This window comes from Streptomyces sp. Act143, assembly GCF_003143935.1.
Lineage (GTDB): Bacteria > Actinomycetota > Actinomycetes > Streptomycetales > Streptomycetaceae > Streptomyces.
The window spans coordinates 661,210-684,550 of the sequence record NZ_QFRX01000001.1 but is presented as its reverse complement, the minus strand read 5'-3'; the positions used below and the strand labels follow the sequence as shown (position 1 = coordinate 684,550).

At 73.8% G+C, this 23,341-nt stretch carries 20 protein-coding genes and 1 pseudogene; 6 read left to right on the top strand and 15 right to left on the bottom strand.

The window, feature by feature from the left end; translation table 11 throughout:
* Positions 1 to 52: 52 nt before the first annotated feature.
* The 4 genes from DI272_RS02955 to DI272_RS02940 form a co-directional block, all read right to left on the bottom strand.
* On the bottom strand, positions 53 to 310 hold the full coding sequence (locus tag DI272_RS02955) for a HypC/HybG/HupF family hydrogenase formation chaperone (RefSeq protein ID WP_109493559.1): 258 nt from the start codon (positions 308 to 310) through the stop codon (positions 53 to 55).
* A gap of 6 nt (positions 311 to 316) precedes the next feature.
* The gene (gene hypF / locus DI272_RS02950; protein WP_109493558.1) at positions 317 to 2,608 is read right to left on the bottom strand and encodes a carbamoyltransferase HypF; all 2,292 of its coding nucleotides are present in this window, start codon (positions 2,606 to 2,608) and stop codon (positions 317 to 319) included.
* Entirely contained in the window at positions 2,605 to 3,099 is a 495-nt protein-coding gene (locus tag DI272_RS02945) for a hydrogenase maturation protease (RefSeq protein ID WP_109493557.1), read from the bottom strand. Before DI272_RS02945 ends, hypF begins: the two co-directional genes overlap by 4 nt.
* A gap of 76 nt (positions 3,100 to 3,175) precedes the next feature.
* Positions 3,176 to 3,997 carry a universal stress protein gene (locus DI272_RS02940; RefSeq protein WP_109493556.1) on the bottom strand — a complete coding sequence of 274 codons (822 nt, stop codon included), beginning with the start codon at positions 3,995 to 3,997 and terminating at the stop codon, positions 3,176 to 3,178.
* A 164-nt stretch (positions 3,998 to 4,161) separates the two neighbouring features.
* On the opposite strand from DI272_RS02940, the gene DI272_RS02935 reads away from it, so the two are divergent.
* A complete protein-coding gene (locus DI272_RS02935; protein ID WP_109493555.1) occupies positions 4,162 to 5,061 on the top strand; it encodes a universal stress protein in 900 nt (299 codons plus the stop codon).
* Positions 5,062 to 5,070: 9 nt separating this feature from the next.
* Positions 5,071 to 7,758 carry a pyruvate, phosphate dikinase gene (gene ppdK / locus DI272_RS02930; protein WP_109493554.1) on the top strand — a complete coding sequence of 896 codons (2,688 nt, stop codon included), beginning with the start codon at positions 5,071 to 5,073 and terminating at the stop codon, positions 7,756 to 7,758.
* A 39-nt stretch (positions 7,759 to 7,797) separates the two neighbouring features.
* On the opposite strand, the gene DI272_RS02925 is transcribed toward ppdK, so the two are convergent.
* Entirely contained in the window at positions 7,798 to 8,502 is a 705-nt protein-coding gene (locus tag DI272_RS02925) for a GNAT family N-acetyltransferase (RefSeq protein ID WP_109493553.1), read from the bottom strand.
* A 118-nt stretch (positions 8,503 to 8,620) separates the two neighbouring features.
* Positions 8,621 to 9,472 carry a class I SAM-dependent methyltransferase gene (locus DI272_RS02920; RefSeq protein WP_109493552.1) on the bottom strand — a complete coding sequence of 284 codons (852 nt, stop codon included), beginning with the start codon at positions 9,470 to 9,472 and terminating at the stop codon, positions 8,621 to 8,623.
* 79 nt (positions 9,473 to 9,551) lie between these two features.
* Here DI272_RS02920 and DI272_RS02915 point away from each other — a divergent pair, with 79 nt between their 5' ends.
* Positions 9,552 to 9,983, top strand: a complete 432-nt coding sequence (locus DI272_RS02915) for a helix-turn-helix domain-containing protein (RefSeq protein ID WP_109493551.1) — start codon at positions 9,552 to 9,554, stop codon at positions 9,981 to 9,983.
* Between the two features lie 104 nt (positions 9,984 to 10,087).
* Here DI272_RS02915 and DI272_RS02910 read toward each other — a convergent pair whose 3' ends face one another.
* From DI272_RS02910 to DI272_RS02900, 3 genes are all read right to left on the bottom strand, one after another.
* Positions 10,088 to 10,684, bottom strand: coding sequence for a phosphatase PAP2 family protein (locus DI272_RS02910; RefSeq protein ID WP_109493550.1), 597 nt, complete (start codon positions 10,682 to 10,684; stop codon positions 10,088 to 10,090).
* On the bottom strand, positions 10,677 to 12,047 hold the full coding sequence (locus tag DI272_RS02905) for a diacylglycerol kinase family protein (RefSeq protein WP_109493549.1): 1,371 nt from the start codon (positions 12,045 to 12,047) through the stop codon (positions 10,677 to 10,679). The genes DI272_RS02910 and DI272_RS02905 overlap by 8 nt, the downstream gene beginning before the upstream one ends.
* Positions 12,048 to 12,151: 104 nt before the next feature.
* Complete coding sequence (locus DI272_RS02900) at positions 12,152 to 12,607, bottom strand: pyridoxamine 5'-phosphate oxidase family protein (protein ID WP_109500653.1); 456 nt, start codon at positions 12,605 to 12,607, stop codon at positions 12,152 to 12,154.
* A 214-nt stretch (positions 12,608 to 12,821) separates the two neighbouring features.
* Here DI272_RS02900 and lexA point away from each other — a divergent pair, with 214 nt between their 5' ends.
* The gene (lexA, locus tag DI272_RS02895; RefSeq protein WP_109493548.1) at positions 12,822 to 13,493 is read left to right on the top strand and encodes a transcriptional repressor LexA; all 672 of its coding nucleotides are present in this window, start codon (positions 12,822 to 12,824) and stop codon (positions 13,491 to 13,493) included.
* A 124-nt stretch (positions 13,494 to 13,617) separates the two neighbouring features.
* Complete coding sequence (locus DI272_RS02890) at positions 13,618 to 14,595, top strand: endonuclease/exonuclease/phosphatase family protein (RefSeq protein ID WP_109493547.1); 978 nt, start codon at positions 13,618 to 13,620, stop codon at positions 14,593 to 14,595.
* On the opposite strand, the pseudogene DI272_RS02885 reads toward DI272_RS02890, so the two are convergent.
* Together DI272_RS02885 and DI272_RS02880 are read right to left on the bottom strand one after the other, a co-directional pair.
* Positions 14,576 to 14,920 (bottom strand): annotated as a pseudogene (locus tag DI272_RS02885) (hypothetical protein). The gene DI272_RS02890 and the pseudogene DI272_RS02885 sit on opposite strands and share 20 nt — an antisense overlap.
* A 36-nt stretch (positions 14,921 to 14,956) precedes the next feature.
* Positions 14,957 to 15,604: a class I SAM-dependent methyltransferase gene (locus DI272_RS02880; protein WP_109493546.1), complete on the bottom strand. Its 648-nt coding sequence runs from the start codon at positions 15,602 to 15,604 to the stop codon at positions 14,957 to 14,959.
* A gap of 146 nt (positions 15,605 to 15,750) precedes the next feature.
* On the opposite strand from DI272_RS02880, the gene pgm reads away from it, so the two are divergent.
* Positions 15,751 to 17,391: a phosphoglucomutase (alpha-D-glucose-1,6-bisphosphate-dependent) gene (gene pgm / locus DI272_RS02875; RefSeq protein WP_109493545.1), complete on the top strand. Its 1,641-nt coding sequence runs from the start codon at positions 15,751 to 15,753 to the stop codon at positions 17,389 to 17,391.
* A gap of 42 nt (positions 17,392 to 17,433) precedes the next feature.
* Here the strand turns inward: pgm and DI272_RS02870 are convergent, their stop codons facing one another.
* From DI272_RS02870 to DI272_RS02855, 4 genes are all read right to left on the bottom strand, one after another.
* On the bottom strand, positions 17,434 to 18,081 hold the full coding sequence (locus tag DI272_RS02870; RefSeq protein WP_109493544.1) for a dihydrofolate reductase family protein: 648 nt from the start codon (positions 18,079 to 18,081) through the stop codon (positions 17,434 to 17,436).
* A gap of 110 nt (positions 18,082 to 18,191) precedes the next feature.
* On the bottom strand, positions 18,192 to 21,203 hold the full coding sequence (locus DI272_RS02865) for a glycosyl hydrolase (RefSeq protein WP_109493543.1): 3,012 nt from the start codon (positions 21,201 to 21,203) through the stop codon (positions 18,192 to 18,194).
* Between the two features lie 243 nt (positions 21,204 to 21,446).
* Entirely contained in the window at positions 21,447 to 22,163 is a 717-nt protein-coding gene (locus DI272_RS02860) for an alpha/beta fold hydrolase (RefSeq protein WP_109493542.1), read from the bottom strand.
* A 19-nt stretch (positions 22,164 to 22,182) separates the two neighbouring features.
* Entirely contained in the window at positions 22,183 to 23,151 is a 969-nt protein-coding gene (locus DI272_RS02855; RefSeq protein WP_109493541.1) for an alpha/beta hydrolase, read from the bottom strand.
* Between the last annotated feature and the right edge of the window lie 190 nt (positions 23,152 to 23,341).

Below are 23,341 nucleotides of genomic sequence, written 5' to 3'. Positions count from 1 at the left end.
GGCGACAGGGGCTGACCGGCCCCCTTGACGGGCCGACCGGGTCCCGCCCGCCTCACGGCAACGGCTCGCCCAGCTCCTGCTCGACCGCCCCGGCCATCGCCCGCAGCACCTCCAGCGTCCGCCGGGCCTCCGTCTCGTCGACGAGGGTGATGGCGAAGCCGACGTGCACGATGACGTACGAGCCGGCCTCGGCCTCGGGCGTGCAGCTCAGGCACGCCTCGCGCCGTATCCCGCCGAAGTCGACCGTCGCCATCCGCAGGCCCGCGTCGTCGTGGACCTCCACCACCCGGCCCGGAATGCCCAGGCACATGCGCGCTCACCTCTCCCCGGCCAGCCGTGCGGCGGCGACCGCCGCCTGGCCGTAGCTGATGCCACCGTCCCCGACCGGGACCTGACCCCCGACCAGCACCCGCAGTCCCTGCGCGCGCAGTCGGCGTTCGACCTCGGTGAGCAGCCGCCGGTTGACGAAGCAGCCGCCGCCCAGGCAGACCGTGCGGGGCGCGCCCTGCGCCACGGCCCGCGCCACGAGCTCCCCGGTGACGGTCGCGAGCGTCGCGTGGAAGGCCGCGGCCAGCAGTTCCACCGGCTCCCCGTCGAGCCGTCTGCGCAGCAGGTCGGCCAGGGTCGGCGCGGGGTCGTACACCCACAGACCGGACTCCCGGACGACGCGATGGGCGAGCGGCACGGCACACGTGCCGCCCGCCGCCGCTTCGAGCCGCACGGCCGCCTCGCCCTCGTAGCTCACCCGGTCGCACAGCCCCAGCAGCGAGGCCACCGTGTCGAAGAGGCGGCCCGCGCTGGAGGCCCGCGGGCAGTTGACGTCCCGTGCGATCATCGCGCTCACGGCGGCGACCTCGGCCGGGTCGAGCCGGTCCGTGAACGGCCGGGTGAGCCACGGGTACGGGCGCGGGAATCCCAGGGTCTCGCCGCCCAGCAGATGGCCGAGCGCGGTGCGGGAGGGGTGGCGTACCGCCGCGTCGCCGCCGGGCAGGGGCGCGGTCGCGAACCGGCCCACGCGGCGGTAGCCGCTCAGATCGGCGACGAGGATCTCCCCGCCCCACAGGGTGCCGTCGTCACCGAGCCCGAGACCGTCGTAGGCGACGCCGAGGAACGGCCCCCGCACCCCGTGCTCGGCCGCGCACGCGGCCACGTGCGCGTGGTGGTGCTGGACGGGCATGCGGCGCAGCGACTGCGCCTCGGCCCACTGGGTGGACAGGTAGCCGGGGTGCGGATCGTGCGCCAGGACGCGCGGTTCGATGCCGGTGAGCCGCTTGAGATGCTCGTACGTCGCCACGAACGCGTCGTAGGTCGCCAGGTCGGCCAGATCCCCGGTGTGCGGCCCGAGGTGGGCGCGGCCGTCGGCGGCCAGGGTGACCGTGTGCTTCAGCTGGGCGCCCACGCCCGCCACCGGCTCCCGCACGGCCAGCCGCAGCGGGGCGGGGGCCAGCCCGCGCGCCCGGCGCACCGTGATCCGGGTCCGGCCGGTGAACTGCACCACGGAGTCGTCGTAGCGGGAGCGGATCGGCCGGTCGTGGGTGAGGAACCCGTCCGCGACCGAGGCCAGCGTCCGGGCCGCCTCCGTGTCGTCGACGGCGATCGGCTCGTCGGTGAGATTGCCGCTGGTGACGACCAGCGGCCGGGAGAGCCCGTCGAGCAGCAGGTGGTGCAGGCCGGTCGTGGGCAGGAACAGGCCGACCTGGTTAAGCCCCGGGTGCACCTCGCGGGCCAGCGGCGGCACCGTCCCGCGCCACCGGCGCCGGGCGAGCAGCACCACGGGCCGCTCCGGTGAGGTCAGGGCCGTGCGCTCACTCGCGCCGCACCGGGCCAGTGAGGCCACCGCGTCGAGGCCGCCGACCATCACCGCGAACGGTTTCGCCGGACGGCGCTTGCGCCGCCGCAGCTCCGCCACCGCCGCCGAGTCGCCCGCGTCGCACACCAGTTGGTAGCCGCCGAGCCCCTTGACGGCGACGATTCCGCCCTCGTCGACCGTCTTCACCGCGGCCCGCAGCGCGTCCTCGCCGCGCAGCTCTCCCCAGGCCAGCCGGGGTCCGCACACAGGGCAGGCGACGGGTTCGGCGTGGAAGCGCCGGTCGCCGGGGTCGGTGTACTCGGCCGCGCAGGCCGGACACATCGGGAAGCGGCGCATGGTCGTGCGGACCCGGTCGTAGGGCAGGTCCTCGATGATGGTGGCGCGCGGGCCGCAGTCCGTGCAGTTGATGAACGGGTAGCGGTGCCGCCGGTCGTGCGGGTCGCGCAGTTCGGCCAGGCAGGCGGCGCAGGTCGCCGCGTCCGGCGGGATCTCGCGCGGTGTCGTGTCGGTGGCGCGGGGCGCGCTGTGCCGTACCCGGAAGCCCTCCCGGTACGACGGTCTGCCGGGGCTGTCGGTGAGCCGGACGCGCCGCACCCTGGCCAGGGCCGGGGCGTCGGTGCGCAGCCGGACGGCGAACTCCTCGACGGCCCGGCGCGGCCCGGCGACCTCGCCCTCCACATGACCGTTGACGTTGGCCACCCAGCCGTCCAGGCCCAGCTCGGCCGCCGTGCGGTAGACGAACGGACGGAAGCCGACGCCCTGCACGATCCCCTCCACCTGGAAGCGGCGCACGGTCATGCCGGCCCCCTCGCCGGTGCATCCGCGCCCCGCGCGATCTCGTCCGCGACGGCCGCCACGAGGGGCTCGACGGCGTCCGCGACGGCGGGGGACAGGCCGGTGCCCAGGGCGCTGTCGGTGCCCTCCACGGCGTAGACGACCAGGTGCTCCGGCAACAGGCCCAGGACGCGGGCGAGTTCGACGGCCTCGCCGAGGCCCAGGCCGTGCGAGCTGGTGGTGGGCGGCCGGTCGAGGAGCCCGGCGTCGAGCTCCAGGCGGTGGACCCGGCCCGGGGTGCCGGGGTGGGCGTGGGCGGCGTCGACCACGATCGCGAGCCGGGCGCCCTCCCACAGGCCGATCAGCCGGCCGGGGTCGCCGTCGCAGGTGGCCAGGTCGGTGCCCGGCGGCAGCGACCGCTCGCGCAGCCGGGCCAGCACGGCCCAGCCCACGCCGTCGTCGCGCCGGAACTCGTTCCCGACGCCGATGACGGCGATCCGACCACGCCTCTGCATGTCTCTCACGGTGCGGTGCGGGCGCCCCGGCTCACAGGGGCCGAAGGGCCCCGTCGCGAGGGCCGACCGGGACGGCTCACGCCGGTACGACGGCGACCGGGCAGCGCACGTGCTCCAGCAGGGCCAGCACCGTGCCGCCCGACCGGCGGCCGGTCACCACCAGGCCGGAGTTGAGGGCCGTGTGGGCGAGCGCCTCGGCGGGGGTGAACAGCACCACGTCCTCCAGCACGTCGACGTGCGGGTACGTGCCGCGCCACGGCCGCAGCGCGTCGGACAGCGTCTGCACCTCCTGGTCCTCCCAGGTCGCCCGGTCCTCCTCCAGGACCGGGAAGGGAGTGCGCGCCGCCCGCGCCGGCAGCGTCCAGGCGTGCACGGCGTGCAGCCGCGCACCGCGCAGCCGGGCCGCCTCGAAGGCGAGGTCGACCGCGGCACCGGCCGGGTGCCGGGCGTCGATCCCCAGGGCGACCCCGTCGGCCGGGCCCGTCGGCTCCTCGCCGGCGAGGGCGCCGGGCACCAGCACGAGCGGGCCCGGGCAGGCCACGGCCAGCGCCGCGGCGGTCGACCCGACGGCGACACCGGCGTGGCCGCCCTCGCCGCGCAGACCGAGCACCAGCAATTCGGCGTCCTCGGCGAGCGCCCGCAGGGCGGCCACGGGCGTACCCGCGACGGTGTCGGCATCGCCCGTCAACCGCGGGTGGCGCCGGACGAGTTCGGCGAGCACCCGGTCCGCCACCGCCTCGGGACGGTACGGCCGCTCGGCGGCGGCCGGGTCGTCCGGCGCGGTCACATGCACCACACGCAGCGGCAGACCGCGCAGCAGCGCCTCACGCGCGGCCCAGTCGGCCGCCGCCCTGCTGCGGGCGGACCGGTCGACGCCGGCGATGATCATTCGGCCCATGGTGTGCCGCCTTTCCGGACTACGACCTTCACCCTGACCGCCCGGCCGGGTCCCGCACAGGGGGCCGAACGGACCCGGAACGGGCCCCTGGGGCCCATACCTGCCGGTAGCCCGCAGGACGACGCTGAGGTGGAGCAGCCGACGACCGCAGGGAGGTGCGCGTCATGCTTCTGCCCGTCATCGCCGCAGTCGACGGGTCCGCCGAGAGCCTCGCCGCAGCCGAATGGGCCGCCCGGGAGGCGGTACGACGGGACCGGCCGCTGAAACTGCTGCACGCCTGGAGCTGGCATCCCCGCCAGAACGGCGAAACCGCCACGGCTGCCGCACGGCACCTGGGCCGGCGCTGCCTGCGTCAGGCCGAGGAACGCGTCCAGCGGGCCTGCCCCGGCGTCCGCGTCGAGGACGAACAGGTAGAGGGGCCCGCGACCGCCGCCCTGCTGCGCGCCGCCGACCGGGCCGACCTGCTGGTGCTGGGCTCGCGCGGCCTGAGCGGCTTCACCGGGTTCGTGGTCGGCTCCGTCGCCCTCGGCGTGGTCGCCAGGGCAACCCGGCCCGTCGTCCTGGTCCGCGCGGAGGAGACCGCGACGGACGAGCACGTCCCGGCCGCCGACGGCCACGAGTCCACCCGCACCCCCTACCGGGACGTCGTCCTCGCCCTCGACCTCGGCGACCCCTGCGACGAGGTCATCGAGTTCGCCTTCGAGGCCGCCCGGCTGCGCTCCGCCCGGCTGCGCGTGGTGCACGCCTGGCAGCAGCCGTCCGCGATCGCGCTCGGACCCGGCGACATCGGCCTGGTGCAGGAGCCGCAGCGCGCGGACGAATGGCTCGGCTTCATGACCGCCGTCCTCCAGGTGTGGCGCGAGAAGTACCCAGAGATCGAGGTCGCCGAGACCGTCACCGAGGGGCGCGCCCAGTCCGTGCTGGTCCGCGCCGCGTCCGGCGCGAGCCTGCTGGTCGTGGGCCGCCGCGCCACCGACCGCCCGACGGGACCGCGCACCGGCCCCGTCGCCCACGCCGCCATCCATCACGTCGGCTGCCCCGTGGCCGTCGTACCCCACGACTGAGAGGCCACGATGAACGCGCCGGTCAAGTATGTCTACGCATTCGCCGAGGGCAGCCGGGAGCTGGCCGACCTGCTCGGCGGCAAGGGAGCCGGGCTCGCCGAGATGACCCGCCTCGGGCTGCCCGTCCCGCCCGGATTCACGGTGACCACCGAGGCCTGCAAGGTCTACCTGGCCACCGGCGAGGAGCCGCCCGAGTTCGGCTTCGAGACGGCCGCCGCCCTCGCCGCCCTGGAACGCGCGATGGGCCGCACTCTGGGGGCCCCCGAGGACCCGCTGCTGGTGTCCGTGCGCTCGGGCGCCCGCTTCTCCATGCCCGGCATGATGGAGACCATCCTCGACATCGGCCTCAACGACCAGTCCGTCACCGGGCTCGCCAAGGCGTCGGGGCAGGAGAGGTTCGCCTGGGACTCCTACCGCAGGCTCATCCAGATGTTCGGCCGCACCGTGATGGGCGTGGACGGCGACCTGTTCGAGCAGGCTCTCGCCGCCCACAAGGCCCGGCGCGGCACGACGGACGACCACGACCTGGACACCGGCGAACTCGCCGCGCTCACCGAGGAGTTCAAGGACGTCATCCGCCGGGAGACGGGCGAGGACTTCCCGCAGGACCCCGCCGACCAGCTCACCCGTGCCATCCGCGCGGTCTTCGACTCCTGGAACGGCGAACGCGCCCGCGTCTACCGCCGGCGCGAACACATCCCCGAGGACCTCGGCACCGCCGTCAACGTCCAGGCGATGGTCTTCGGCAACCTCGGCCCCGACTCCGGCACCGGCGTCACCTTCACCCGTGACCCGGCCACCGGCCGCAGCGGCATGTACGGCGACTACCTGCCCGACGCCCAGGGCGAGGACGTCGTCGCGGGTGTCCGCGACGCCCTGCCGCTCAGCGCGCTGAAGTCGATCGACCCGCGCGCCTACGTCGAACTCGGCGACCACCTGCGCACGTTGGAGGAGCATTACCGCGACCTGTGCGACATCGAGTTCACCATCGAGCGCGGCAAGCTGTGGATCCTGCAGACCCGTGTCGGCAAGCGCACCGCCGAGGCCGCCTTCCGTATCGCCCACGACCTGAGCGAGGACGGCACCATCACCGCCGACGAGGCCCTGGTCCGTGTCGACGGCACCGAACTGACCCGGCTGATGTTCCCCCGCTTTGCCACCACCGCGGCCGACGTGCCCATCGCGCACGGCGTGCCTGCCTCACCGGGGGCGGCGGTCGGCGCCGTGGTCTTCGACTCCGCCGAGGCCGTACGACGGGCCGCCGCCGGCGAGAAGACGGTCCTGGTCCGCCGCGAGACCACCCCCGACGACCTGCCCGGCATGATCGCCGCGGAGGCGGTCCTGACCAGCCGGGGCGGCAAGACCAGCCACGCGGCCGTCGTGGCCCGCGGCATGGGCAAGGTCTGCGTCTGCGGTGCGGACGGCCTCGCCGTCGACCCGGTGGCCCGCCGGTTCACCACCGCCGAGGGCATCGTCGTGGCCGAGGGCGACATCGTCTCCGTCGACGGCACCGCGGGCACCGTCCACAAGGGCGCGCTGCGGCTCACCGCGTCCGAGGTCGGCCGCGCCCTGGAGAGCGGCACCGCCACCGGGTCGCTGACGCGGGCCGTGCTGGGCGCCCTCGCGCACGCCGACTCCGTACGCCGCCTGGAGGTGCGGGCCAACGCCGACACCCCGCAGGACGCCGTCCGCGCCCGCGCCCTCGGGGCCCAGGGCATCGGCCTGTGCCGCACCGAGCACATGTTCCTCGGGGAACGCCGCAGTCTGGTCGAGGCGATGATCCTGGCCCGCGACGACACGGCACGGGAGAAGGCGCTGGCCGACCTGCTGCCGCTGCAGCGCGCGGACTTCACCGGCATCCTCGAGGCGATGGACGGCCTGCCGGTGACGATCCGGCTGCTCGACCCGCCGCTGCACGAGTTCCTGCCCGACCGCACCGAACTCGCCGTCCGCCTCGCCTCCCGCGCGCACCCCGACCCGCACGAGCGGGCCCTGCTGCACGCCGTGGAGCGTATGCACGAGCAGAACCCGATGCTGGGCCTGCGCGGCGTCCGCCTGGGACTCGCCGTGCCCGGCCTGATGGCCATGCAGGTGCGGGCGGTGGCGGAGGCCGTGATCCGGCGGCTGCGCGACGGCGGTGACCCGCGCGCCGAGATCATGATCCCGCTCGTCGCCACGGTCGAGGAACTGCGCCTGGCCAGGGCCGAGACGGAGCGGGTCCTCGCCGAGGTCGCGGCGGAGACCGGCACCCCGCTCGACCTGCCCATCGGCACGATGATCGAACTCCCGCGCGCCGCCCTCACCGCCGGACACATCGCCGAGGCGGCCGACTTCTTCTCCTTCGGCACCAACGACCTCACCCAGACGACCTGGGGCCTGTCCCGCGACGACGCCGAGGCCTCGTTCTTCCCGCTCTACCTGGACAAGGGCGTGTTCACGACCTCGCCGTTCGAGACGATCGACCAGGAGGGCGTCGGCCGCCTGGTGGAACTGGCCGCACAGGCCGGCCGTGCCGTCAACCCCCGCCTGGAGACGGGCGTGTGCGGCGAGCACGGCGGCGACCCGGACTCGATCCACTTCTTCCACCGGGCCGGTCTGGACTACGTCTCCTGCTCGCCGTTCCGCATCCCCGCGGCCCGGCTGGAGGCGGGCCGGGCGGCCGTGGCGGACCGGGCCGGGAACAGCGACACCAGGTGACCGGCCGTACCTGTACCCCCTGCTGCCCCCTCGGGGACATCAGGGGGTACGGAAACCGCGGAAGGTCACCTGCTTCCGGCTCTCGAAGCCGAGCCGCTCGTAGAGCGCGAGCGCACCGGAGTTGCCCTCGGCCACGTGCAGGAAGGGGCGCTCGCCGCGCGAGGTGATGCGGTCGGCGAGCGAGCCGACCAGGCGCCGGGCGTGGCCGCGCCCCCGAGCCTCGGGCGCGGTGCAGACGGCACTGATCTCGGTCCAGCCCGGCGGCCGCAGCCGTTCACCCGCCATGGCCACCAGCCGCCCGCCGTCGCGGATGCCGAGATAGGTGCCGAGTTCATGGGTGCGCGGCCAGAACGGCCCCGGTTCGGCCCGTGTGACGAGGTCGAGCATCTCGGGCACATCGGCGGCGCCCAGCTCCACCACCTCGGCCTCGCCGACGGCGGCAACCTGCTCCACCGAGCTGTCGGCGGGCCGGATCAGCTGCCGGCCCTCCAGGACGAACACCGGCTCCCAGTCGTCTGGCGGGGTGGCGGTGCAGCTGAACAGATCCGCGAACTGGCCGCCCCCGAGCAACTGGGCCAGATCCGCCCAGTCCGCGGCCTCCGCGTCGGCGGGCACCGCGGAGAAGGTCGCCACCCCCGGCACGTAGCTCGCGGCCCGGCCGAGTCGCCGGCCGAGGTGCGCGTGGGGACCGCGCAGCGACGACCCCACCGGGTCGTCGAGCGCGGTGACATCGCTGGTCGTCATCGTGCGGGGCCTTTCGTCACGTGCGGGGACCGGTCGGCTCGGCCCCGGGAATGGTACGTCCCGGCCCGCAGCGAACCGCCCCACTGCCGCGCCGCGGAAGAACGGCCGGTGGCCTGGGCTACCGCGATGCCGCGGCCCGGGCCTCCACCACCCAGCAGGCCGCCGTGAAACGGACCTCGGGGCCGTGCACGAACGGTTCGAAGGCGGCGCGGACCGCGTCCACCACCTTCGGCCGGGTCTCCTCGTCCACGTCCGGGAGGACCATGCCGAGGGGCCCGAGGCGGGTGATGTAGCCCTCCAGTTCGCTTGTCGGCAGGGTGCAGGGCAGTTCGGCCGGCCGGATGCCGATCTCGCCCCAGCCGCTCCGTGCCAGGATGCCGCGGACCTTGTCCGGGTCCGCGAAGGCGAACTGGCCCGGTCCGTCCGGCCGCCGGGCCGGAAGCTGCGGCAGCAGCGGGGCGGCGGCCCGTTCGGCCGTCGTCATGAAGGGGTTCTCCGCGGCGCCGCGCCAGGCGACGAACCGCAGCGGGGCCCCGTCCCCGGCCGCGCTCCGCAACTGGGTGAAGGCGTGGACCGGGTCATCGAAGAACATCACACCGAGGCGCGACACGACGGCGTCGAAGCTCGCCGGTTCGAAGGGATGGTCCGCCGCGTCGGCCACGACGAACGACGCCGCCACGCCCGCCCGCTCCGCGCGTTCCCGGGCGGCGGCGATCATCGGTGCGGAGATGTCGACGCCGACGCACCGCCCGCCCGGACCGAGTCGCCGGGCGACGGCCACCGTGGTGCTCCCGGTGCCGCAGCCGACATCGAGCACCCGGCCCCCGGTGTCGGCGGGCATCCCCTCGACGAGCACCTCCTCCAGCGGCCTGAGCAGGCCGTCCAGCAACTCCTGCTTCTCCACCCAGATGTGGCCGGCGCGGGCCCAGCGGGCCGCCTGGTCGTCCTCGGTCGGGTGCTTGAACTCCATGAGCGTCTCCTGTGCCTGCTTGCCATCGTCGGGTTCGGAATGACAGCGTGCTACTTCAAGCCGACTTGAGGTCAAGAAGATGACGGTCCTGGACATCGGCGAGGTGGCGCGACGCGCGGGCGTCCCCGCCTCGACCCTGCGGTACTACGAGGAGAAGGGGCTGATCACCCCCGTCGGCCGCCGCGGCCTGCGCCGGCAGTACGACCCCGGCGTGCTCGAACGCCTCGCGCTGATCGCACTGGGCCGCACCGCGGGCTTCTCGCTCGACGAGATCGCGCGCGTGTTCGCGCCGGACGGGCGGCCGGACATCGACCGCGGGATGCTCGCGGCCAAGGCGGAGGAACTGGAGGAGCGGATGCGGGAACTGGCCGTCTTGCGCGACTCCTTGCGACACGCCGCCGCCTGCCCCGCGCCGAGCCACATGGAGTGCCCCACCTTCCGCGGCCTGCTGAGGGCGGCGGCGACGGGCGTCGTGACGGCACCGGGGAAAGCAACCCCGGGCCCGGGCTGATCCCGCGCGGAGGCCGACGGGCACGGCATGGGGGAAGCCGGGTGTGCTGGGGGTCGGCGTGCATCGGGGAAGCGGGTTGCGGTGGGGCTGGGGGGCTGGGGGCATCAGGGAAGCCGGTTGCGGTGGGGGCCGTCCCATCCGGTGGCGGCCAGCACGGCGGCCGCCGCACCGGTGCCCAGGACGGCGCCCGCGATGACATCACCGGGGTAGTGCACGCCGGTGTGGACCCGGGAGTAGCCCACCGCGCAGGCGAGCAGCCCGAGCGGCAGCGTGGCGGCGGGGAGCGCCGGGCCCACCGCGGCGGCGAAGGCGACGGCTGACGCGGTGTGGCCGGAGGGGAACGACGCGGACTTCGGCATGGGCACGTGCCGCCCGGGAAACGGCGAGTCCTCGGCCCGGTGCGGACGCGGGCGCCGTACCAGCCGCTTGCCCAGCAGGTTCGCCGTCGTCGAGGCGAGGCCGATGGCCGCGACGCCCAGGACCGCGGCGCGCCGGGGCCGGCCGGGCCACAGGGCGAGCAGGCCCGCGACCGCGAACGAGATCTTGGAGTGGTCGGCCGCCGCGGACAGCCGGCGCAGGGCGTGGTCCAGGGTCGGCGTGTGCGTGACCGTCACGGCCTCGTACAGCGCCTGGTCGAGGGCGGCGAGATCGTGCAACAGCGCTCGGGAGGCGTCGTGGTCACGCTGCGGGCGGTCAGGCATCGCTGTGCTCCTGCGGTGTGCTGGTGGTGGGGGAGGGACGGTCGAGGGCGAGGCGGACAATGTGCCGCCAGTCCACGGAGGGGGCCGTGTAGGGCGCGCCCGGACGCTGCCGGGGCACCCGCACGCGCAGCGCGCCGGGCCGCACCGCGCACACCACCGGCGGCGGCAGGGTGAGCGCCTCGCCGTCCACGGCCACCGGAATCCGGTCCGCTTCGGCTTCGACGGTCACCCGACGGGCGGTCAGCGAGGTGATGCCACTGGCGCGTTCGCCCCGGAACGCCAGTTCGGCCGCCTGGGCGGCACCCTCGATCCGGACCGCGAGCACGCCCAGCCGGCCCGAGTCGAGACGGGACCGGCGCCCCGCGCCCAGCGGGTCGGCGAGGACGTAGGGGTTGTTGCTCACCAGGAGCGCCTGCGGCACCGGCAGCGGCTCGCCGTCGGCCCGGGCCTGGAGCTTCGCGGCGCCCTCCCCGGCCAGCAGGTCCGGCAGCTGGTCGAGCGCGGTGACGGCTTTGGCGTCGCGGTAGTCGGGGCTCTGCACGATCTCGGCGTACGCCCCGAAGGAGACCGTGTTGACGAACGGCCGCCCGGCGACGTCGCCGAGGTCGACCCGGAGTTCCACGCCGTCGGTCAGGGCGTCCAGGCCGGTCGCCGGGTCGGTGCGGTCCAGCCCCAGGTCCATGGCGAAGTGGTTGCGGGTCCCGGCGGCCAGGACCATGAACGGCACGTCGTGGGCGGCGGCCACCGCCGCGACCAACGCCTGCGTGCCGTCGCCGCCGGCCACGCCGAGAAGATCCGCGCCCTCGGCGACGGCCTGCCGGGCCAGCGCCGCCGGATCGGGCCGGGTGTCCAGGTCGAGCAGGATCACCCGGGCACCGAGTGCCTCGGCCCGCTCCACCAGGGAGTGCCGGCCGACCTTCCCGCCACCGGACCGCGGATTCATGATCAGCACGGGGCGGTCGGGCGGCCGTACGGACCGCGAGCGCATGCCGTGCGGCCTGCGGCGCCGCCGCAGCGCGCTCCTGGCGCAGGCCAGCGCCGCGGTCCACGCTCCCAGCGCCGCCACCGCGAACAGCCACAGGCCCGACACGGCGTACAGGACGAGGACGCCCACCGGCGCGGCCACGGCCAGCAGGGCACCGCACAGCCGCGCCAGCCCCCGGTGAGCCAAGCCCCACCAGATGCCCGCGCCGGCCAGCCCCAGCCCGCACAGGCCCGCCAGCAGGATCAGCAGCTGGCTCGCACCGGCCGCCACGGACGCGACGGCGCCCGCGAGACAGAGCAGGGCGAGCCTGGCAAGCGCCCGCGCCCGCCCGTCGAAGCCGCTCGACTCGGGGCGGTTCGTCGCTGAGGCCGTGTTCATGACGCTCCGGGCGATGGATGAGGTCCCAGGTGTGGGGTGGTCGCTGCCATTGTCCACGCAAAGATCGGCGGACCGCAGTCCTTTGCCCGGCCGCGGTGCCGTGGTCAGTCCCCGAGTGCCGGTACGGAGCAGCTCAGGTCGCGGGCACGGAGCGAACGGGGCGTCAGGCGCAACCACACGGTCCCCCGTTCACCGGGGTCGTCGTACAGATAACGCACGAACCGGTCGTCCCACCGTGTCTCGTCCGCGCCGAGGCAACGGGTGAGCTTGCGGCGGCCACGCGGTACGTCGAACGGCACGAGCTCGGCCGCTCCCCGGGCGACCACTTGCCGGACCCGGCCGGTGACGAGATCGCACTCGTCCACCACGAGCGAGACGTGCGGGTCGACCTCGACCCGACCGAACAGCCGCGTCCACGGGCCTGTGAGCACCCAGAAGGCGCCTTCCTCCCACAGGAACCACAGGGGCCGCACGGTGGGTCCGTTCGTGGCCAGGCGGGCGGTCAACGGCCGGTCCAGGAACGCGTCCACATCGAAAGGGTGAGAGGTCACGGCGCCCATGGTGCGCACCCGCACGCCGCTTGCCCACCGTCCTTGGTCCCGGGGCGAAGGACCGGCACCCCGGCGACCTGGGAGACGTCACACCCGCGCTACCGCCAGGTCCCGTCGCCCTCGGGGAGGAGGTCTGGCCCTCTCGATCGAAACAGTGTTCCAATTGGAGGGGAGTGTGGGTTATGGTCACATTGCGTAAGGATCTTGCACGGAGGTGCCCCGGATGGAGAACACCGCGCCCGCCCGCCGGGGCCGTCCCCCGGGGCCCCGGGTCGCCGAAGGAGAGCTGACGAGCCGCCAGGCGGCCATCGTCCGCTACATCACCGAGACGGTCGCGCGGCAGGGCTACCCGCCGTCGATGCGGGAGATCGGCCAGGCCGTGGAACTCGCCAGCACGTCCTCGGTCGCCCACCAGCTGATGGTGCTGGAACGCAAGGGCGTCCTCTACCGCGACCCGCACACCCCCCGCGCCTACCAGGTCCGCCCCTCCTGGGCCCCCGACCTGGGGCACCGCAGCACGGCACCCGTCGAGGTGCCCCTCGTCGGCCGGATCGCCGCCGGTGCCCCGCTGCTCGCCGCCGAGATGGTCGAGGACGTGTACTCCCTGCCCCGGCAAGTCGTCGGTGAGGGAGACCTGTTCGCCCTGACGGTGTCCGGCGACTCGATGATCGAGGCGGCGATCTGCGACGGCGACATCGTCACCGTCAGACGCCAGGACAGCGCCGACCACGGAGACATCGTCGCCGCGCTCCTGGAGGACGAGGCCACCGTCAAGGTGCTCCGCCGCCAGGACGGACGGGTCTGGCTGATGCCCCGCAACCCCGCCTACGAGCCGATCCCCGGCGACCAGGCCCAGATCCTCGGCAAGGTCGTCGGAGTCCTGCGCGTGCTCTGAACGCTCCACCGGTCGACTCGCCCCGCGACCTCGGAGCCCTGGCGTCACCGCAATGGGCTCTTGCCCCGGCCCGCCCGCCTCTTCGACGCTCGACGTGTCCGTCCGCAGCGGAGGAGGCCCTGTCATGCCGAGAGAAGCTGATGTGCTGGCGCCGCCCCAGCGCGTGTCCGACCGTGTCGCCCGCTGGGAGGAGGCCCTCGACGCGATGCTGCCCGGCAGGCCCGGAGGAACGCGGCTGCGGATCGCGACGTGGAACCTCCGGGTGTTCGGCGGCCTCACCAAGGACTGGACGACCCCGCAGGGCGCGTCTCCGAAACGGAACTTCACCGACCTGCACATGATCGCCGCCGTGCTGCGCCGCTTCGACGTGGTGGCCGTACAGGAGGTGCGCGGGGATCTGCGGGCCCTGCGCCACCTGATGAAACTGCTCGGCGAGCACTGGGCGTTCATCCTCACCGACGTCACCAGGGGCGAGGACGCCAACCCCGAACGACTGGCGTTCCTCTTCGACACCCGGCGCGTCAAGCCGTCCGGTCTGGCCTGCGAACTCGTCGTCCCTCTCGAACAGGGGGCGGACCTGGGGAGGGGGGAACTGGACCGGCAGTTCGCCCGCACCCCCTACGCGGTCAGCTTCCTGTGGCGGGAACAGACCTTCATCCTCGTCACCCTGCACGTCCGGTTCGGCGGTCCGCCCGCCGACCGGGTGCCCGAACTGCGCGCGATCGCCCGGTGGCTGGCGGACTGGGCGGAGCGCGAGTTCGGCTGGGACCACAACCTCATCGCGCTGGGCGACTTCAACATCGACCGGGTCGGCGACCCGCTGTTCGAGGCCTTCACCTCCACCGGCCTCGTCCCCGCCCCGCAGCTGGCCGGTCTGCCCCGCACCATCTTCGACGACCCCGGCGCCGGGCACTTCTACGACCAGATCGCCTGGTTCACCCAGGGCGGGCAGAACCGGCCCGTGCTGACCCTGGAGGCCGGCGCCGGCGGTCAGGTCGACTTCGTGCCGCAGCTCCAGGGCGAACACACCCTGAACGAGCTGTCCTTCCACATCTCCGACCACTATCCGATGTGGGTGGAATTCACGGCCCCCACCCCCTGATCACGTGCCGGATGCGGAACTCCTTGAGCTCCTCCCGGCTGCCGCGCCGGGTCATCTCCGCGACTTGCTCGAAGTACTCCTCGCGCTGGGCGCCGGGGGAGAACAGCATGAGCATGGACATCGGCTCGTCGGTCACGTTCTTGAGGGCGTGCAGGCCGCCGACGGGCACGTAGAGGAAATCCCCCTCCCGGCCGGTGACCCGCTTCTAGTGTGTGGCGCCGCCGGGCGAGAAGACGTCCGGCGGGGTGTCGGCCGGACGGAAGGCCGCGTTCTTCTCGCCCTTGTCTCCGTGGCACCGGGGTTTCGGGTACGCGATGTACGACAGGTACCAGGTCCGGGGACCTGATCCCGCTCGGGCGTGTCAGCGCTGCGTCCGCTCCCGGCGGCAGTGCAGGAAGAGGTGGGGTTCGGGGCCGGCCTCCGGATGGTTCGGGGTGAAGGTGGACCGGTGTCGGGACAGCACCGTCAGGCCCGCCTCCTCCACCACGGCGACGGCGTCGTCCTCGGCGAAGCTCGTCGCGCGGACCGGGCGGCCCATGAAGACGACCTCCATGTCCTCCACGTCCGCGGGCACCGTGGCCAGCACCAGATGCCCCCCGGGCCGGAGGGCCCGGGCCAGCCGCCGCAGCAGCGCCGACTGCTCGGCCCGGGTCATCTGCAGCAGTGAGAAGAACACGCACACCCCGTCGAACGACTCCGGCTCCAGCGGGAGTTCACGGATGTCGGCGTGCCGGAACTCGGCCTCGGGCACCTGACGGGCGGCGAGTTCGACCATGACGGGGGAGACGTCCACCCCCAGCACCGAGTGCCCCGCCCCGACCAGCGCGGCCGCGGTGGGACGTCCGGTGCCGCTGCCCACGTCCAGGACGCGCGCCTCCGGCGGCAGCCGCTCGCTCAGCCACTCCAGCGCCGCCAGATGTGCGGGCGCGTGGGCGAACGCCTTCTCGTAGTCGGCGCCCAGCGCGTCGAACAGGACTGCGGCAGGCGGCCGTTGATCCTCGTGCGGCACGTCGATGCTCCCCTTCCCTCGCCGACCTGCATCGTCGCATCCACCGCCCGCGTGCCACAACGGCCGCCCGATGAGCGTCCCCCCGCCCCGGACAGGAGAGAATGAGGGCCGTACGCACTGGTCGACTCTTGCGGAGGAGCGGGGAAATGCAGGACGCGCGAGCGGGACAGGCCGCCGGGCCCGAGGACCTCATCGACGTGGCCCGTCTGGTCACGGCGTACTACGCCCTGCACCCCGACCCGGCCGAGCCCGGGCAACGCGTGGCGTTCGGCACCTCCGGACACCGCGGCTCGGCGCTCGCGGCGGCGTTCAACGAGGACCACATCGCCGCCACCAGCCAGGCCATCTGCGAGTACCGCGCCGCCCAGGGCACCGACGGCCCGCTCTTCCTCGGCGCCGACACCCACGCCCTGTCCGAGCCCGCCCGGATCACGGCCCTGGAGGTGTTCGCCGCCAACGACGTGACCGTCCTCATCGACCAGACCGACGGTTACACCCCCACCCCGGCGGTGTCCCACGCCATCCTCACCCACAACCGCGGCCGCGCCTCCGGCCTCGCCGACGGCGTGGTGGTCACCCCCTCGCACAACCCGCCCGCCGACGGCGGCTTCAAGTACAACCCGCCGAGCGGCGGCCCGGCCGGCTCCGAGGCGACCACCTGGATCCAGGACCGCGCCAACGAGATCATCACGGGCGGCCTGAAGGACGTACGACGCATCCCGTACGCCCGCGCCCTGGCCGCCCCCGGCACCGGTCGTCACGACTTCCTCGGCGCCTACGTGGCCGACCTGCCGAGCGTCCTGGACCTGGACGCGATCCGGTCGGCCGGTGTCCGTATCGGCGCCGATCCGCTGGGCGGCGCCTCGGTCGCCTACTGGGGCCGCATCGCCGAGCAGCACGGCCTCGACCTCACCGTGGTGAACCCGCTCGCCGACCCCACCTGGCGGTTCATGACCCTGGACTGGGACGGCAAGATCCGCATGGACTGCTCCTCCCCGTACGCCATGGCCTCGCTCATCGAGCAGCGCGACCGCTTCGACATCGCCACCGGCAACGACGCCGACGCCGACCGGCACGGCATCGTCACCCCCGACGGGGGCCTGATGAACCCCAACCACTACCTCGCCGTGGCGATCTCCTACCTGTTCTCGCACCGGCAGCAGTGGCCGGCCGGCGCCGGGATCGGCAAGACCCTCGTGTCGTCCGGCATGATCGACCGGGTCGCGGCGGACGTCGGCCGCCCGCTGGTCGAAGTCCCCGTCGGATTCAAGTGGTTCGTGGACGGTCTGTCCGACGGCACCCTCGGTTTCGGCGGCGAGGAGTCGGCCGGCGCCTCCTTCCTGCGCCGCGACGGCTCGGTGTGGACCACCGACAAGGACGGCATCCTGCTCGCCCTGCTCGCCTCCGAGATCACCGCGGTCACCGGCAAGACCCCCTCGCAGCACTACGCCGGGCTCACCGACCGCTTCGGCGCCCCCGCCTACGCCCGCGTCGACGCCCCGGCCTCCCGCGAGGAGAAGGCCCTGCTCGCGAAGTTGTCCCCGCGCCAGGTCACCGCCGACACCCTCGCCGGCGAGCCGGTCACCACGGTCCTCACCGAGGCCCCCGGCAACGGCGCCGCCCTCGGCGGCATCAAGGTCGGCACCGCCAACGCCTGGTTCGCAGCCCGCCCTTCGGGCACCGAGGACGTCTACAAGATCTACGGGGAGTCCTTCCTCGGCCCCGATCATCTGCGCCAGGTCCAGGAGGAGGCCAAGGCCGTGGTGCTGGCCGCGCTCGGCAGCTGACGCGGACGGAACGGCTCCGCCGGGGCGCCCGGCGGAGCCGGCTCACGACACCCGGCGCGTGAGCGTCAGATGAGTGACCCTGCTGGGCGAGGAGACGGCCTCCGCGGCGTAGTCCTTCTCCAGGCCTTCCAACCCGTCCCAGAGGCGTACACCGCGACCGAGGACGATCGGGACGACCACGACGTGCAGGTGGTCGATCAGGCCCTCGGCGAGGAAGGCGCGGATGGTGGAGGGGCCGCCGCCGATGCGTACGTCCAGGCCGCCCGCGGCCTCGCGGGCGGCCTCCAGCGCCTTCGCGGGCGAGGTGTCGAGGAAGTGGAACGTCGTGCCGCCCTCCATCTCGATCGACTCCCGCAGGTGGTGGGTGAGGACGAAGGCCGGTGTGTGGAAGGGCGGGTTCGGGCCCCACCAGCCCTTCCACTCCGGGTCCTTGTGCCACCCGGGGGGTCCGAACTTCCCGGCGCCCATGATCTCGGCGCCGATGTCCGGCGTGAACCGCCGCACGAAGACGTCGTCCAGCCCGCTGCCGCCGCCGGAGCCGCCGCTCGTCTCCTGCCACCAGCGGGTGGCGAACATCCACTCGTGCAGCCGTTCACCCGCGTGGCCGAAGGGCGCGTCGAGGCTCAGCCCCTCGCCGGTGGCGAAGCCGTCGAGCGAGACGGAGAAGTTGTGGACACGGACGAGCGACATGGCGGACGCCTCCTGGTGTTCTTCCCGTTCTTCCCGTTCTTCCCGTTCTTCCCGTTCTTCCGGTCACCGAGCCGGCGAAGAACCCGGGGTGCTGCCCCGCCGGCTCGTCGTCAGTCCACCAGATCCTGGGCGTACGGCACCAGACGGACGGGCCCGGAAAGGCCGTACGCCTGGCGGGCGGCCGTGCCGAAGACGGTCGGCCGGCTGACCCGGAGACGGTTGATGAGGGGCGTGGCCACCTCCACCTCGATCACATTGGTGCCGGGCCGCACCCGCCCGCCCAGGTCCACGACCGGGTGGAGCCGGTCGGCGGGGGCCAGCCGCACGCCGTTGACCGTCACCCGGAACGTGTCGCTGACCACGCCCAGTTCCAGGACCGCGCCGTGGGCCGAGGACCAGTCGGCGGGCAGGGTCACAGTGGCGCGGTAGCGGCCGAGGCCGGCGGAGTCGGCGAGCTCGGGGATCTGCGACCACGGCAGCAGCGCGTCGAGGCTGAGCGTGCGCCGGACGACCTCGGTGTCGGTCGGCGCGGAGCCGGGGTACCAGTCCTCGACGTCGAGCCGCCACCGGTCCAGCGTCACCGGGGCCGGCACCGCGGGCAGCGCGGTGGTGACCGTACGGCCTCCGGAGAGGCGGGTGGTGTAGGTACCGGCGGCCGCGGCGCGGACGGCCAGCCCGCGGTCGGTGAACAGCACGCTGTCGGCGTCGGCGGCCACGGCGTGCTGCCGGGCGCCGTTGCGGTCCCCGAACAGCCCCGGGCGGCCGAGGGCGATGACCGTGGCCTGTCCGGGTTCGAGGCTGACGCGCAGGGTGATGCCGTTGTCGTCCTCGGTGTAACGGCCGATGCGGGTCACCTCTCCCGTCCAGGGGTCAAGCCGGTACGGGACGGTCGTGCCGCGCCTGGTCGGGCGCAGGGTGATGTCGTGGTCGACGGCGGCGACGGGCGGCTTGACCGTCTCGGCGTGCTTGCCGTTGCAGAGGTAGTACAGGTCGGTGTCGCCGGTGACGCGGTGGAAGTTGAGGAGCGTGGACGAGGTGGCGTACCGGGCGTCCGGGGTGACGCCGAGAGCGGTGAGGGCGTCGCCGACCGCGGCCTTGTCGGTGACGGCCCTGGCGTGGGGCAGGGCGAGGAGCGTGGCGAGGACCTCGCGCAGCCGTACCGTCTCGTCCTGGCCGGGCACACCCGGGGTCAGCGCCTGGTCGAAGGCGCCGAGCAGGACCATGGGCAGCCCGGCCCGGGCCAGGTCGAGCAGCTTGCGCGCGTCGGCGAGGGCCAGGGTGGGAGCAGAGGAGTAGAAGAAGTCACCTTCCACGAACAGGGCCTTGTAGGCGGGCCCGTCGGGGGCCAGACGGCCGTCCGCGACCCGGGCTGCGGGCAGGTCGAGCAGGGGGCCGCTGAGGAACTGGTGGGTCCAGCCGAGCGGGACGCCGGTCGAGGTGAACCAGGAGGCGCCGATGCCGGTCGCCGTGTAGCCGGTCTGCCGGAAGACGGCGACGTCGATCTGCGGGGTGCCGGTCTGCAGAACCTGGTGGACCCGCCCGAGGTAGCCCGCGATGTCCTCGGCGTGCCGCCAGGTGGGCTGTCTCGGCCCCCATGACTCGCCGTAACCGGCAGCGCCGTTGTACGGGCTGAACGCGGCGAAGCCCGGCCAGCTGACACCCGGGGCGGTCGCATAGGAGAAGCCGTGCACGACCGTCTGGTTGACACCGGCCGCGTAGGCGCCGCCCATGGTCCGCAGGAACCGGTCCCAGGTCGTGCTGTACGCCGAGCCGTTGTAGGCGCCCGACTCGCAGGACAGGACCGTGTGCCCGGCCATGTCCCGGCCGCCCGCGAGACACCGGTAGTCGTCGAGGTTCTTGAAGCCCAGCGACTCGCCCTCGGGGATGTCGAGGAGCGCGGCCGAGGCGATGGCGTCGGTCTGGAGGCCGTAGGGCTGCGACCGCAGTCGCATGCCGAGGGAGTGCGCCCAGTCCCTGAGGGCGGTGACGTGGTGGGTGTTGAACAGCTGGGAGACGGTCTCCCAGAAGTCGTGGCGGATCTGCCGGGTGAGCTGTGCCTCGAAGGCGAAGACCTGGTTGCTCTTGTCCAGGACCAGGGCCGGCAGATACGGCAGCAGCGGGCGGCCGGTGCGCTGCTCGAAGGCCTCGGGCAGTGCCGAGGTCCACACCAGGGAGTCGGTCTCCAGCTCGATGGAGTCCTCGAAGAACGCGCCGCCCGCCGCCTTGAGGAGCCTGCGGACCGTGCCCGTCAGGACGGAGCGCTCCCAGAAGCCGGTGACGGCGGCGGTGCCCGCGGGGCTGAAGTGGTCGACGACGTAGGCGGCGGGCGCGGAGTGCGGGCCGGACTCGGGCTGTTGGGCGGTGCTGCGCTGCCAGTAGGAGATCAGCACCCAGTCGCCCTCGGCGGGCGCCGTCCAGGTCAGGGCGCCGTCCTCGACGGTGCCGGTGAGGTCCTGGACGCCTGCGAGGTCGAGGCCGGTTTCCTTGCGGGTCGCGTTGGCGGGCTCGACGCGGGCCGCCTGGACGGCGAGCAGGGTGCGCGAGGTGACGCCGCTCGCGGCCGGGCGCACCGGTTCGGGGACCGGCCCCTGATAGGTGGTGCCGGCGGCCACGGAGGCGCGGCCGTAAGCGAGTTCCTGTGCGGCCGCCTCGTCGTCGGGGGTGACGCCGGGGACGGCGACGGGCCAGCTGGGGCCGAGGGTGAGGTCGACGGTCAGGCCCCGGCGGGCGGCCTGCCGCAGAGCGGCCTCGACTCCTTCGCGCCAGGGGGTGCTGCCCCAGCCGTGGTGCGCGGTGTCGAGGACGGACTTGTCCTTGATGCTGTGGTGGACGGCGGCGATCTCGGCCCCGCCGAAGCCGGCGTCGGCGATCTGGTCGATCTCGCGGGCGATCTCCGCCGGGTCGACGAGGCCGTCCGGCCACCACCAGCGGAACTTGGGGCGCACGGCGCGCGGAGCGGAGGCGAACCAGGTGCCGGACAGTTGCTGCGGGCCGGTCAGGGGAGCGGCACCGGCGCTCGTGATGCCGGTCGCGGTGAGCGCCGAGGCCGCACCCGCGGCCAGGGAAGCGGCCAGCACGGTACGCCGGGAAATCCCGCCACGCTGCGGAACGGGCTTGTGCATTTTTCGCCCCAGGAGAGGTATTGAAACGATTCAATAGAGTGGAAACGCCGGAACGCTAATCTCGGCGTCCTCCTGGCGTCAAGATCCGTGCACGGTGCAGCCGGCCCGGGCTCCCGGAACCGTGCGCGGTGCAGCCGGCCCGGGCTCCCGGAACCGTGTGCGGTGCAGCCGGCTCGGGCTCCCGACGGAGGCGGCGCGGCCGGACACCGTACGGATGTCCGGCCGCGCCGCTCCTTCGCCGTGTCAGCTCGTCGCGCGGACCGCCGCACGGATGAGGTCGGCGACCTCCTTGGGCCGCGAGACCGCCACCGCGTGCGAGGCGCCGTCCAGTTCGACGATCGTGGCCCCGGCCCGCTCGGCGCCGAAGCGCTCGACCTCGGGGTTGATCGCCTCGTCCGCGCCGGCGACGAGCGCCCAGGACGGCTTGGACTGCCACGCGGCCACCGGCGCCGTCTCCTCGAACGCCGAGGCGGCCAGGGGGCGTTGGGCCGCCGCGAGCACCTTGGTGACGTCCGCGGGCACGTCGGCGGCGAACACCGACGGGAAGGCGTCCTCGGCGATGGTGACCTCGACCGCCGGGTCACCACCCGGAACCGGATACGTCCACTGCTTGAGGCTGCCGACGAGCGGGGAGAGCGGGAAACGGCCCTGCAACTCGCCCAGGCTCTCGCCCTCTTCGAGGACGTAGGCCGCCACGTAGACCAGACCGACCACGTTCTCCGTGACACCGGCCACGGTGATGAGCGCACCGCCGTAGGAGTGGCCGACGAGGACGACCGGGCCGTCGATCTGGGACGCCAGGGAGGCGATGTAGGCGGAGTCGGACGCCAGGCCGCGCAGCGGGTTGGGCGGCGCGATCACAGGGATGCCGTGGCCCTGGAGTTCCTCGATCACCCCGGCCCAGCTGCCGGCGTCCGCGAAGGCGCCGTGCACGAGGAGGACGGTGGGAGTGGTGGACATGTGCGGTGCTCCTTCCCGGTCAGCCGTGCAGCGCGGCGCGCAGGGTGGTGACGGCCTGGTCGATGGCGGCGTCGGCGGCGTGCGTCTCGCGCAGGGCGTTGAGCATGACGAAGTCGTGGATGATGCCCTGGTAGCGCACGGCGGTGACGGGGACGCCGGCCTGGCGGAGCTTGTTGGCGTAGGCCTCGCCCTCGTCGCGCAGGACGTCGGCCTCGCCGGTGATGATCAGGGCCGGGGGCAGGCCGGTGAGCTGTGCGGTGGTGGCGCGCAGCGGGGAGGCGGTGATCTGGGCGCGTTCGGCCGCGTCGGTCGTGTACTGGTCCCAGAACCACTGCATGGCGTCCCGGCGGAGGAAGTAGCCGGTGGCGAACTGGTGGTAGGAGGCGGTGTCGAAGCTCGCGTCGGTGACCGGGTAGAACAGCACCTGCTGGACGAGGGGGACGTCCCCGCGCTGCTTGGCCATCAGGGTGAGGGCGGCGCTCATGTTGCCGCCGACGGAGTCGCCGGCCACGGCGATGCGGTCGGCGTCGAGGTTCCTGGTCGCGCCGTCGGTGACGATCCAGCGGGCGACGGTGTAGTTCTGCTCGATGGCGACGGGGTAGCGGGCCTCGGGCGAGAGGTCGTACTCGGGGAAGACGACGGCGGCTTCGGCGCCGGTGGCGAGTTCGCGGACCAGGCGGTCGTGGGTGTGGGCGTTGCCGAACACCCAGCCGGCGCCGTGGAGGTAGAGGATGACCGGGAGGGTGCCGGTGGCGCCGGCGGGCTTGACGATGCGGGCCCGGACACTGCCGGTGGGGCCGCCGTCGACGGTGATCCATTCCTCGTCGACGGCGGGCTTGGCGATGTCGCCGGACTGCACCTCGTCGACCGCCTTGCGGCCCTCGGCCGGGCCCAGGTCGAAGAGGTAGGGCGGGTTGGCGGTCGCCTCGGCGAAGGCCTGGGCTGCGGGCTCCAGCACCGGCTGGACCGGCTCGACGGCGTCGGACATGGGGTTCTCCTCGATCTTGGGTTGCGCTGTGCGGGCGCCTCGGTGAGGACGCTAGAACCGCGGAGCCGGGGGCGATTGCTCACCAGTGCACCGGTGCCGGTCCGGCAGTGCACAGCAGGTGAGAGCCGGTGCCGGTCCGGCAGGGCACAGCAGGTGGGAGCACAGGACCGCGGGGGAGGCACCGGGCGGC